At 70.2% G+C, this 11,217-nt stretch carries 11 protein-coding genes; 5 read left to right on the top strand and 6 right to left on the bottom strand.

Annotated elements, in window-relative coordinates; translation table 11 throughout:
- Positions 1–6: 6 nt before the first annotated feature.
- From AB0I79_RS19515 to fxsA, 3 genes are all read right to left on the bottom strand, one after another.
- Positions 7–1,644, bottom strand: a complete 1,638-nt coding sequence (locus AB0I79_RS19515; protein ID WP_357874653.1) for an ATP-binding protein — start codon at positions 1,642–1,644, stop codon at positions 7–9.
- Between the two features lie 10 nt (positions 1,645–1,654).
- Entirely contained in the window at positions 1,655–2,359 is a 705-nt protein-coding gene (locus AB0I79_RS19510; RefSeq protein WP_357874650.1) for an SIR2 family protein, read from the bottom strand.
- A gap of 262 nt (positions 2,360–2,621) precedes the next feature.
- The gene (fxsA, locus tag AB0I79_RS19505; protein ID WP_357874647.1) at positions 2,622–2,783 is read right to left on the bottom strand and encodes an FxSxx-COOH cyclophane-containing RiPP peptide; all 162 of its coding nucleotides are present in this window, start codon (positions 2,781–2,783) and stop codon (positions 2,622–2,624) included.
- 146 nt (positions 2,784–2,929) lie between these two features.
- Between fxsA and fxsT the strand changes: the two genes are divergently transcribed.
- Positions 2,930–5,461: an FxSxx-COOH system tetratricopeptide repeat protein gene (gene fxsT, locus AB0I79_RS19500; protein WP_357874644.1), complete on the top strand. Its 2,532-nt coding sequence runs from the start codon at positions 2,930–2,932 to the stop codon at positions 5,459–5,461.
- Here the strand turns inward: fxsT and AB0I79_RS19495 are convergent.
- A complete protein-coding gene (locus AB0I79_RS19495; protein ID WP_357874641.1) occupies positions 5,456–5,674 on the bottom strand; it encodes a hypothetical protein in 219 nt (72 codons plus the stop codon). The two genes, fxsT and AB0I79_RS19495, sit on opposite strands and share 6 nt — an antisense overlap.
- 283 nt (positions 5,675–5,957) lie before the next feature.
- Between AB0I79_RS19495 and AB0I79_RS19490 the strand changes: the two genes are divergently transcribed.
- The 4 genes from AB0I79_RS19490 (at position 5,958) to AB0I79_RS19475 (ending at position 8,751) form a co-directional block, all read left to right on the top strand.
- The gene (locus AB0I79_RS19490; protein ID WP_357874639.1) at positions 5,958–6,710 is read left to right on the top strand and encodes a PAS domain S-box protein; all 753 of its coding nucleotides are present in this window, start codon (positions 5,958–5,960) and stop codon (positions 6,708–6,710) included.
- Positions 6,700–7,149 (top strand): hypothetical protein, encoded by a 450-nt coding sequence (locus AB0I79_RS19485; protein WP_357874636.1) that lies wholly within the window; start codon positions 6,700–6,702, stop codon positions 7,147–7,149. Before AB0I79_RS19490 ends, AB0I79_RS19485 begins: the two co-directional genes overlap by 11 nt.
- Positions 7,150–7,231: 82 nt before the next feature.
- Positions 7,232–8,308: a DUF6745 domain-containing protein gene (locus tag AB0I79_RS19480; RefSeq protein WP_357874633.1), complete on the top strand. Its 1,077-nt coding sequence runs from the start codon at positions 7,232–7,234 to the stop codon at positions 8,306–8,308.
- Between the two features lie 11 nt (positions 8,309–8,319).
- Positions 8,320–8,751: a hypothetical protein gene (locus AB0I79_RS19475; RefSeq protein WP_357874630.1), complete on the top strand. Its 432-nt coding sequence runs from the start codon at positions 8,320–8,322 to the stop codon at positions 8,749–8,751.
- A 64-nt stretch (positions 8,752–8,815) separates the two neighbouring features.
- Here the strand turns inward: AB0I79_RS19475 and AB0I79_RS19470 are convergent, their stop codons facing one another.
- Positions 8,816–9,799 carry an LLM class flavin-dependent oxidoreductase gene (locus AB0I79_RS19470; RefSeq protein WP_357874628.1) on the bottom strand — a complete coding sequence of 328 codons (984 nt, stop codon included), beginning with the start codon at positions 9,797–9,799 and terminating at the stop codon, positions 8,816–8,818.
- Between the two features lie 65 nt (positions 9,800–9,864).
- Positions 9,865–11,187 carry a glycoside hydrolase family 6 protein gene (locus AB0I79_RS19465; RefSeq protein WP_357874625.1) on the bottom strand — a complete coding sequence of 441 codons (1,323 nt, stop codon included), beginning with the start codon at positions 11,185–11,187 and terminating at the stop codon, positions 9,865–9,867.
- Positions 11,188–11,217 lie beyond the last annotated feature (30 nt).

The following is an 11,217-nucleotide window of genomic DNA, read 5'->3' as shown; positions in this document are numbered from 1 at the left end:
ATCAGGTCACGTCGGGTCGCGAAGCTTTTCCAAGGTTTGCTGGGCGAGATCTGACGGCAGCCCGCTGATGATCGCGTCGGCCGCCTTGGGCGTGTCCGACGCCATCAGGGCCCTCGCCAGGGCGACCTGCGCGGACAGGTCGTTCGGCGCCCAGTTCAGCGCGGCGCTGATGCGTTCGATCGCCCGGGTCGAGTCCCCCTGCGCCAGCCACAGGAGCCCGTCGGTGGTCAGCGCCCTGGCCACCCCGTCGAAGCGTTGCCGCTCGGCGAAGATGCCCGCCGCCTCCTCGCAGTACTTCCGCGCGACGTGGATCTCGCCCCTGGCGGCCGCCACGCTGGCGAAGATCTCCGCCGCCTCGGCGCGTACCCAGGTCGCGCCCGCGTCGGCGGCCCGGACGGCCGCGTCCGCCAGGCGGCCGGCGCCCTCCCAGTCCTGCTCCTCCAGCGCCAGGCGGGCCTCCCGCAGCGACGACTCGGGTGAGTCGGAACGGGAGACCGGGCCGATGAGCCGGTCGTGGGTCAGCTCGTACCAGCGGATGCCGAGCCGCTGCTCGGCACGGAGCAGGTGACGCTCCTCCAGGGCGTGCACGATCTCGTTCGGCATGCCCTGGGTGGTCCTCAGCCCTTCGTACACGGCGTTCCTCGTGCCGTGCTCGGTGATGAAGACGTTGCGCATCCAGATCCGGATCTCGTTCGACGGGACCCGGTGTTCGCGGGCGACCTCGGAGATCGTGCGTTTGTAGAACTCGAAGAGGAACTCCTCCACCTTGGCGTAGAGGCGGGCGTGGTCCTCGGTGATCTCGGTGACCAGGGGCGGCAGGGAGGCCCACAGCGCGGAGCACACGACCTGGAGCTGGATGGGCTCGACCGTGTCGAGCTCGATGGTGGAGGTCTCGCCGAGCTCGTTGACGAAGTCGACGGTGCGCAACTCCGCGATGAGCAGGTCGGCCGCGGCCCGGGTGATGGTCCTGGCCGTGTGGCGCAACGGCTTCCGCACGGCGTCCTCGGCCTTGTCGGGGGTGAGGGCCCGCAGGTGGAACCGCGTACGCGAGCCCTGGCCGATCAAGCGTTCGTGCGGCAGGACGAGGAAGAGGTACTCCTCCCGAAGGGAGAGCAGCACGTGGAGGGCGGGGTGTCTCCGCACCGCGTCGGCGAGCTGGTCCAGGAAGGCCTTCCGCTCCTTCTCCAGGAGCGGGGAGCCGTGGAAGATCTCCTCGGCCTGGTCGATGGCGGCGAGCGTCGGCACGGGATCGCCGTAGAGGTCGGTGTGTTCCGGCCTGAGCTCCAGGAAGTCCGAGATCGTCATCGACGAGAGTTGCCGCGGATCGAGCTGGGGCGCCCACGCCGACAGCAGGGCCACGACATACGGATTCCCGGCGGACTCGGCGGAGGCCAGGTGGCCGCCGATGCGGGCGACGGGCAGCAGGTCGGTCCGTTCGGGTTCAAGCAGGGGCAGGACTCCGGCGTGCAGCAGGGAGGTCTTTCCCACGCCCGAGGCGCCGTAGAGCACGATGAGGCCGGTGGCCTGCCAGAGGGTGGCGACCTCCCGCGCCTCCCTGTCGCGGCCGTAGAACAACGCGCTCTCTTCCCGCCGATAGGGACGCAGCCCCACGTACGGGTGCGTCTGCTGATCCGTCTCTGGCATGCGGCCGCCCTCACATCCTGCTGCGCAGTCGCGCGAAGAACTCCTGCGTGTCGCCGATGAATATCGTGATGGACCAGTCGTTGAGGTACTTCTCCAGATATTCGTGCGCGCGACCGGCGGCGTCGGCCACGGATTCGTTGAGATCCGGCATCAGTTGCACGCTGATGTGCCGCCGCCGCATGATCCGCGGCATGGCCTTGAGCAGGCCGTGGAACAGGACGCGGAAATTCCAGTCCTGCAGGCTGTAGCCGACGAAGAGCAGGGGGTGGGAGGTCATCGCGCCGATCACGGTGCTGGGCAGCGGAGGCTGGTCCTTGGCCGCGCGCGCCTCGACCATGTTCACCAGGTACGTCAGGTAGTCGTCGTCGGTGAGGACCACGGAGCCCGGCTTGTCCCATCGGCCGTGCAGGTGGTAGACCAGCGGCTCCTCGTAGGTGGGCGCGTCGAGGTGCGGCTCCTCCTCCTCGATGTCCCACCACGTCGGGAAGGCGGTGACCGGGCTCTTGCGGCACACCTGCGCTTCGAGCAGCGCCTGCACCATGAAGTCGTCGTAGTTCGTGGTGAGGAAGGTCCTGATCGGGAACTGCGCCAGCACCTCATGCGGATCGATGGCGGGACGGGGGGCGCCGGCGGGCGGCACGTACTTCCGGAGGTAGTCGCAGACCTCGTGCTTCAACTCCACCATGTCGCCGTTCACCGCGGCCGCGTATTGCATGACACGGGGTAAGTTGTGCGCGTCGGCGAAGGGGTATTTGTATTGGTCGGCGAATTTTAGGCTGAGCTCCTTGCCGGTGGGTAACCGACCGTAACACGCGCCCGCACCGAGAAGGGGCGTGCAATCTCCGCGACGCAACTGTTTGACCAGTCGGTCCCAGTCGGCATCCTTCACGCGCCCATCCCGGCCGTCGCATCATGTGCCAGAAATCAAATTAGCCGTACACAATGGTACTCGTCAGGCCAAGACTGTCGGCCCTGATTCAAATCGCCGACTGGAAACCCGCCACGGGCCCTGTTCCCGCCTCGTCCACCAGGCGGCGCAGGGCCGATGTCAAGGGGGACGGGGGCAGCCCGTCCAGGTCCGCCAAGCTCCAACCGCTCACGTCGATGAGACCACCGCCGTATTCGTCTACGCTGTCCATAACTCTCTCCGGGCCCGGAAGACAACTGTGTGGATCTCATCCTCGCATGGTTGAGATGTCCTGACGAGGGTGGCACTCTGTGGTTCACCGGCGCGCCCATGGCGCCTATGCTCAATTAAAGACCCGGGTCTAGCGGAGGCGCTATCGTGTCGGTTTCGCACTATTCGCCGGATTCCACACAATTTCCCACCATTTGGGGCCGGGTTCCGCAGCGAAACATGAACTTCACGGGCCGGTCAGAGCTGCTGCGGGAGCTCCACGAGGGTCTGCTGTCCGACGTCACCGCGGTGGTGCCGCACGCGCTCCACGGGCTGGGAGGCGTGGGCAAGACCCAGCTCGCCATCGAGTACGCCTACCTCCACCGCGGCGAATACGACCTGGTCTGGTGGATCCCCGCCGACCAGCCCGTGCTGGTGAAGCCGTCGCTGGCCGGGCTCGCCCGGGAGTTGCGGCTGCCGATCAGCGCCTCGGCAGGCGTGGAGGAAGCGGCGGAGGCCGCGCTCGACGCGTTGCGCCGCGGCATGCCGTTCTCGAAATGGCTGCTCATCTTCGACAACGCCGACGAGGTCGACGAGATCAACGCCATCGCGCCCCGCGGGCCGGGGCACGTGCTGATCACCTCGCGCAACCACAGCTGGCAGGGCGTGGTGGACACCCTGCCGGTCGACGTCTTCACCCGCAAGGAGAGCATCCAGTTCCTCACCAGGCGGGTGCCGCACGGCATCACCGAGGCCGAGGCGGACGAACTGGCCGAGGCGCTGGGCGACCTGCCGCTGGCCCTGGAGCAGGCGGGCGCCCTGCAGGTCGAGACGACCATCTCGGTCAAGGACTACCTCCGGCTGCTGGAGGAGCAGACGACCCGGCTGCTCGGCACCAACAAGCCGGCCGACTATCCGCTGTCGATGTCGGCCGCGTGGACGCTGTCGGTGCAGCAGCTCACCACCCGCATGCCCGTGGCGGTCGAGCTGCTGCGCTGCTGCGCGTTCTTCGGGCCCGAGCCGATCCCGCGCGACCTCTTCGACCGCCTGCCCGCCGAGTTCGCCGAGGGGTCGAGACTGGCCGAGACGCTGGCCGATCCCATCCTGACCAGCCGCATCCTGCGCGAGCTCGGCAGGTACGCCCTGGTCAAGATCGACTCGTCGAGCCGCACGATCCAGATCCACCGGCTGGTGCAGGCCCTGCTGCGCGACGAGCTGCCGCCTGACGAGCGCCTGTCCCTGCGGGCCGAGGCACACCTCCTCCTGGCCGCCGCGGCGGCTCCGTACGAGCCCGACGACACCGCGTCCTGGCCGCGTTACAGCAGCCTCCTCGGCCACATCACGCCTTCCCAGGTGGATCGCAACGACGACCCGCGCATCAGGAAGTTCACCCTCAGCATCATCCGCTACCTGTACTCCTCCGGTGACTTCAACTTCGCGCAGATGCTGGCCGAGCGGTGCATCACCCAGTGGCGGGCCGACAGCGGCGACGACGACCCGAGCGTCCTGTCGGCGCAGCGCCACCAGGCCATCGTCGCCCGGGAGCTGGGCAACATCACCCGGTCGTTCGAGCAGAACCAGCGCCTGCTGGTGCGGATGCGCGAGGTGCTGGGCGAAGACCACGAGGAGACGCTGCTCCTGATCAACAGCGCCGGAGCCGACCTGCGTTTCCGCGGCGACTTCGCGGCCGCGCTCGAGCACGATCTCGACTCGCTGCGCCGGCACGAGGCCGTGTTCGGGCCCGAGCACCGCCGCACGTTGCGGGCGATGAACAACCTGGCCCTGGACTACCTGCTGCTCGGCGACTACAGCAAGGCGCTGGAGCTGCAGTCCACGACGTTCCGCCTGCAACGACGGCCCGGTTCGGGGGCCAGCAGCATGAACGTGCTGTCGTCCTGGAACGGCCTGGCCCGCGTCATGCGGCTGAGCGGGAAATACCGCGAGGCGTGCGACCTCGGCGAGGACGCCTACGAGTACGGCGTCGAGCAACTCGGCGCCGAACACCCGTGGACGCTGCGTGCCGCCAAGGACCTGGCCATCGCCAAGCGGCGGGACGCCAAGGCCGACGAGTCCCTGCGGCTGGCGCTGCGCACCCGCGACCAGCAGCTACGCACCGTGGGCGAGCACCACCCCGACACCTTGGCCGCCGGCCTGTGCCTGGCCAACGCGCAACGGGCCTCCGGCGAGACGGCCGAGGCGCTGGCCCTGCTCGAAGAGCTGACCCCGCGTTTCGAGACGATGTACGGCGAGGATCACCCGTTCAAGTACGGCTGCGACACCAATCTCGCCCTGCTCCTGCGGGTGAACAGGCGCGCCGAGGAGGCGGTGGCCAGGGACCGGGAGGCGCTCGACGGGCTCGACAGGCGGCTGACCCGCGACCATCACTTCACCCTCACCTGCGCGATCAACCTCGCCAGCGACCTGGCGGCGATCGGCGAGCACGAGGAGGCGCGGCAGCTCGGGGAGGACACCCTGCGCAGGCTCCGCGAGCTGCTCGGCCCCGATCACCCGCTGACCCTCGCCGCGGCGGCGAACCTGGTGGTCGACCTGGTCAGGCTGAGCGCGCGGGACGAGGCGGACGCGCTGCACGCCGACACGATGCGACGTTATCTGGAGGTGCTCGGGCCGGGGCATCCCGACGTCGACGTGGCGGAGCAGCGCAGGCGCCTCGACTTCGACTTCGACCCTCCGGTGCTATGACATCGCTGCCACACGCGCCTGATCCTGCAGGAGGTCGACGACCGTCTCCACGTCGTTCGCACTGACCGTCTGATGCAGGCCCTTGAGGATGTCGGCGTCGTCGAGCCGGACTCCGCGCCTGGTCGCGTAGAGGACCCCCTCGTCGCTGAAGAAGAACGACCAGTCGGGGAACGCGGTGCGGAGCGCTTCTACGTCGTGACCCACTGTAGTCATGCGGTCACTCTAACCAGCCCGCGCACGGCCGGTCCAGCCCCCGTTGTCATGTCAGAGCGGGGCAGTCAGCGCCAACCTGGGAACGATGCCACATCGCGGCACATGAGCCGCACCGCCCCCCTCGACCAGGGCCCGGAGCTGCGGAGTCACTTCGGCTACCGAACCGCACCCCTCTGCAGGCGCCGCGAAGGCGCCGGTCACGGAGAGTGGCCGATCGGCGACTGGAACATCTCCCTCAAGATAACCACCACCAAAGTTAACTATATGCATTAATCTAGCGACCGTGAGTAACGAAGTCCTCGCGCGCGTCCTGCACCGCATCGGCCGTCGCGGCGCCTCGCTGGCCTTCGTGGGCCTGCTCTGCTTAGCCATCTCCGCCTCCCTGGCGTTCCCTCCCGACGCGCAGCGCGCGGCCCCGGGCTACGCCGCGCTCGCCGCCATCGCCCCGCTCGGCGTCTGGGCGCTGGCCTGGTGCGCCACGGGAGCGTTGTGCCTGGTGCAGATGTTCCTGCGCTCGGACCGGATCGCCTTCGCGGCCGCCACGGCGCTGCTCCTGCTGTACGGCCTGGTGTACCTGATCTCGACCTTCACCGGCGACAACCCGCGCGGCTGGGTGGGCGGGGCGGTCTGGCTGGCGTTCGGCGGCTGGATCGCGCTGATCGCGACCTGGCCCGAGGCCGTCGCGGCGGACCGGGAGGCAGGCGGCGCGGCGGTCGTCGTCGCCGACGCCGACGGGCTCATCCAGTCGTGGAACCCGCAGGCCGCCAAGTTGTTCGGATGGAGCACCGAGGAGGCGGTGGGCCGGCCGCTGACCATCCTCATGCCGCCGCGCCTGCGCGACCAGCACGTCGAGGGCCTGGCCAGGGTGCGCGTCACCGGCGTGTCCACGCTGGCGGGCCACATCATCCCGCTGGTCGGCCTGCGGCGCGACGGCAGCGAGTTCCCCATCGCGCTGACCGTCAACGCCTGGCACAGCGACGACGGCATCGCCTACACCGGAGTGATCAAGCCCATGCGGGGCGACGATGCTGACTGACATCCTCATCCAGGTGGCCATCGGCGCCGTGCCGCTCGGGGTGGCCTACCTCGCCTTCCGCTCGGCCACCGACGCCAACCGGAAGACCCACCAGACCGCGCTGCTCCAGGTTGAGCGGCAGGCGGAGCTGGAACGTTCGAAGGTGGACGCCGAGGCGTTCCTGCGGGCCAAGACGATCTACGAGGACGCGCTCGACCAGCTGGAGAAGCAGCTCACCCGCATGCAGAGCCAGGCCGACCAGGTGAGCACCGACCTGGTCGAGGAGCAGAGCGCCTCCACGGCGATGCGCGACCAGATCCGCCGCCTGCAGGCGCAGATCAGGGCGCTCGACCGTACGGTGATCACGCTGCGCGCCCAGCTCATGGCGGCGGGCCTGTCACCGGCGCCGGCCTCCGAGACGACCGGCCCGTACCAGCTCCGGCACCCGCAGCAGGAGTGATCCGGGGTGGACAGCGGCCCGGCCCGTCTGTCACCATCGGTCCCATGATCATGCGAAGGGAGGGCGCCACCGCCCTCGATCGGTGAGCGCTCACGCGCAGCGGGAAGCTGCCGAGATCCGCGAGCAATGGCTGGGCCGAGCGCTTTCGACGCTGCCCGCCGACCGTCCGGCCGCCGAGACGGCCATCTCCTCTCTCTACGACCTGATCGGGCTGCCGCCGCCCCGCTTCCACTGGGCCACCTCACCCCTGACCGCGCTGGCGACCGTGCCCCCGGGGCTGGGCTCCGCGCAGAGCCTGGAGCGGGTGGACGGATGGCCGCTGCCGCCCCGGCTCATCGCGCTCAAGAACGAGCTGCGCCGCGGCATCGACGCCAAGGTGCGAGGTCTGCAACAGCCGCTCGACCAGCTCATCCGGCGCAAGGTGCAGACCCCGCTGCTCCACAGCAGCGGGGTCTGCCTCCTCCAGCCGCTCCAGCGGGCCCACACCGGGGAGTTCTCCTGGAACAACCGCTGGTACGAGAGCCAGCTCGTTCCCTGGATCGCCCACTACGACGCCCTGCGCCGGGTCGCCGGGGTGGTGTTCACCGCCGAGCAGTTCCGGCAGTGGAAGCTGTGGGCGACGGTGGCCTCCTCGTGCCACTGGTGGTGGCCGGCCGAGCACGTGTGCGTCGTGTCCGAACGGCCCGTCGCCCTGCACACGGAGGTGTCGGGCGACGACGGCCAGGTGCGGCTGCACCACGCGGACGGCCCTGCCGTGCGCTACGCCGACGGCTGGTCCCTGCACTCCTGGCACGGCACCCGCGTGCCGGCCTGGGTGATCGCCGGCCCGACCGTCGAACGCATCGCGGCCGAGACCAACGTCGAGGTCAGGCGGTGCGCCATCGAGCGCCTCGGCTGGCCCGAGTACGTCGAGCAGGCCGGGCTGAGGCTGGTCGGCACGGCGCCCGACCCCGGCAACCCTGGCTCCGAGCTGCGGCTCTACGACATGCGGCGGGAGACGAAGGTACTCGTCGCGGTGAACGGCTCCGTCGAGCGCGACGGCCGGCGCCGCCGGTACGGCCTGACCGTGCCCGGCCACCTCACCGATCCGCTCTCCGCCGCCGGCTGGACGTACGGGCTGTCCGCCGAGCAGTACTCCCGACTCCTGCGCAGAACCTGAAGGTGATTCCCATGACCATGACCCTTGCCGAGCTCACCAGCCGAACCGGGCTCACCGTGCTCGACCACCTCGAACGGTCCGTACGGATCCCCGTGCTCGACGGCCTCCAGGCCCAGGGCGACCTGATCGTCATCCCGCTGTCCGAAGTCGACGTCACCGTGTGGGGCGACGCCGTGTGGCGGCCCGTGCCCGCCGAGGGGGTGGAGCTGCTGCGCGGCGCGGCCGGCGGCAACCCGCACACGCTCGTCGCCGAGCCGGGCACCTGCCGCTGGACCGCGCACGTCCGGGACGGGCAAGGGCTGGCGATCGGTGTGTTCGACGCCACCGCCCCCGTCTACCTGCTGCATCCCGAACACGGGGGCTCGGGATGCGCGCCCGGCACGTACGTGGTGCGGCGCCAGCGCGAGCACGAGGGCAGCCGCTCCCGGCTGGTCGCGGACTAACGGCGCCACTCGCGGATCAGCGAGCGCCGCTCACTGATCCGTGGGTGCCGCTCGCCGCTCGCCGCTAGTCGCGGATCAGCACGTCGGCCAGCAGTTCCGCCGAGCGCATCCAGGCCTTCCTGTCGGGCGCCGAGAACGCCACGATCAGCTCGTCGGCCCGGGCGTGCTCGGCGAACCGCTCCACGTACGCCTTCACCTCGGCGGGGTTCCCGACCGCCGAGTACTTGGCCATCTGCACGAGCTGCTGCCCGGCCGGGGAGTCGAGGATCATGTCGGCCTCCTCGGTCGTGAACGTGCGCCCCCGCCCGAGGAACCTGCTCACCCTGAGCCGCTTGGAGGCCAGGAACTGCTCCTCGGCCTCCTCGGTGGTCTCGGCCGCGATCACGTTCAGCGCGGCGATCACGTACGGCTCCGCGAGCTGCGCCGACGGCTTGAACTCCTGCCGGTAGACCGCGACGGCCTCCTCCAGCGCGGTGGGCGCGAAGTGCGAGGCGAACGCGTACGGCAGGCCGAGCATGGCGGCGAGCTGGGCGCCGAACAGGGAGGAGCCGAGGATGTAGAGCGGCACGTCCGTGCCCTTGCCCGGCGTGGCGTGCACGCCGGGGATGCGGGTCTCGCCCGTCAGGTAGCCCTGCAGCTCCAGCACGTCCTGAGGGAAGGAGTCGGCGGAGGCGGGGCTGCGGCGCAGCGCCCGCATCGTCTGCTGGTCGCTGCCGGGCGCCCGGCCGAGCCCGAGGTCGATGCGCCCCGGGTGCAGCGTCTCCAGCGTGCCGAACTGCTCGGCGATGGTCAGCGGCGAGTGGTTCGGCAGCATGACGCCGCCCGCTCCCAGGCGGATCGTCCGGGTGTGGGCGGCGACGTGGGCGATGAGCACGCTCGTGGCCGAGGAGGCGATGCTGTCCATGTTGTGGTGCTCGGCGTACCAGATCCGCCGGTACCCGAGCTCCTCGGCCCGCTGGGCCAGGGCGACGCTGGCGGCGAAGCTGTCCGCCGCGGTCTCGCCCTCGCCTATGTGCGCCAGATCCAGGATGGACAGCGGCAGAGCCATGAGTACGCGCCTTTCGCAGAGCGGTTGACCTGGCAGTGGACAACAGCCGCGAAAGGCGCGTTATTTCATGACGAGGTGCACGTCACCGTGGAAGGGGTGCCACTCTGTCCGTTGACGAGGAAGCCGAACGTGGTGCTCGCGCCGGCGGCCAGCGTGCCGTTCCAGTTGAGGTTCGTGACGCTGACGGCGCCGCTCGTGCCGGACAGGGTGCCGTTCCAGAGCTGCGAGATCGTCTGGCCGCCCGGCAGCGTCCAGCCGACCCTCCAGCCGCTCATCTGCGCGGAGCCGGTGTTCTTGACGGTGACCTCGCCCTGGAATCCACCCGACCACTGGCTCGCCACCTTGTACGTGGCGGTGCAGCCACCCGGCCCGGTCGTCGGGGTGACGGTGGGGGTGACCGTCGGGGTGACGGTGGGCGTGGAGGTGCCGCCCGCCGCGACGGCCAGGTCGTACGCGCGCTGCGGCACGAACTGCCCGGCGCCGGCGATGCAGCCGTCCGCCTCGCCCGGAGGCTTGACCCACAGGTAGGCGTCGATGGCCGCGTCGCCCGTCTCCGTGGTGCTCCAGATGCCCGTGGCGCGTCCCGCCGGGTCGCACCACTCGCTGCCGGACGGGCCGTTGCCGTTGCGGCTGGTGTCGATGACCGCCTTCAGCCTGGACACGCCGGTCGCCGCGATGATGCTCTTCGCGTACGAGACGAGCCCCGGCGTGGCGCGGTAGTTCGAGGTGTTGACCGCCAGGCCGTCGGCGCTGTTGGCCACGTCCGCCCCGACCAGCCTGGAGGCGGCCTCGGAGGCGGACAGCCAGCCGTCGTGGCCGATGTCGAAGTACACCTTGGCCTGCGACGACGCCTGCTTGAGCCGCTTGCCCGCGTAGGCCATGGAGGCCTTCACCTCGGCCTGCTCCGAGGCGTTCATGCAGTTGGTCATGATCGCCAGGGCGTCGGGTTCGAGGACGATGGAGGCGGGGCGGCCCGCCAGACCGGCCGCGATCTCGTCGATCCAGGCGCGGTAGGCCGCGTGGTCGGGCGCGCCGCCCGCGCTGGGGCCGCCGCAGTCGCGGTTCGGCATCGCGTACACGGCCATGATCGGGATCTTGCCCGCCGCCGCGGCGGCGCCGACGTACGCGTCCACCTGGCCGCGCACGGTCGAGGGGTTGTACGTGGCGAACCAGCGCCCCTGCGGCACGGCGGCGATGCGGTCCCTGATCACCGGGGTGCGGCTGTCGTTCGGGTTGGCGGCCACCCACTTGGCGGCGTTGGTCTGCGGATCCACGTAGAAAGCGGAGTCGGCGGCCTGCGCGCTGGGGGTTGACATGACCACCGCCCCCGCCGCGGCCAGGGCGCCCGCCGCGACGAGCACCGCCCACATGGGCCTTCTGCGAGACATGTAGATAACTCCGTCCGTCGGGTGGGAGCG

The organism is Nonomuraea sp. NPDC050202, assembly GCF_040656115.1.
Lineage (GTDB): Bacteria > Actinomycetota > Actinomycetes > Streptosporangiales > Streptosporangiaceae > Nonomuraea.
The sequence above is the reverse complement of the archived record's forward strand: the minus strand, read 5'-3'. Positions and strand labels throughout refer to the sequence as shown.

What these genes read in the sequence shown, in the direction of transcription:
- fxsA (WP_357874647.1), bottom strand. Translation starts at nt 2,783, where the DNA reads ATGGACAGCGTAGACGAATACGGCGGTGGTCTCATCGACGTGAGCGGT.
- AB0I79_RS19470 (WP_357874628.1), bottom strand. Translation starts at nt 9,799, where the DNA reads ATGGCTCTGCCGCTGTCCATCCTGGATCTGGCGCACATAGGCGAGGGC.
- AB0I79_RS19485 (WP_357874636.1), top strand. Translation starts at nt 6,700, where the DNA reads ATGCTGACTGACATCCTCATCCAGGTGGCCATCGGCGCCGTGCCGCTC.
- AB0I79_RS19475 (WP_357874630.1), top strand. Translation starts at nt 8,320, where the DNA reads ATGACCATGACCCTTGCCGAGCTCACCAGCCGAACCGGGCTCACCGTG.
- AB0I79_RS19515 (WP_357874653.1), bottom strand. Translation starts at nt 1,644, where the DNA reads ATGCCAGAGACGGATCAGCAGACGCACCCGTACGTGGGGCTGCGTCCC.
- AB0I79_RS19510 (WP_357874650.1), bottom strand. Translation starts at nt 2,359, where the DNA reads ATGCAATACGCGGCCGCGGTGAACGGCGACATGGTGGAGTTGAAGCAC.
- AB0I79_RS19495 (WP_357874641.1), bottom strand. Translation starts at nt 5,674, where the DNA reads ATGACTACAGTGGGTCACGACGTAGAAGCGCTCCGCACCGCGTTCCCC.
- AB0I79_RS19465 (WP_357874625.1), bottom strand. Translation starts at nt 11,187, where the DNA reads ATGTCTCGCAGAAGGCCCATGTGGGCGGTGCTCGTCGCGGCGGGCGCC.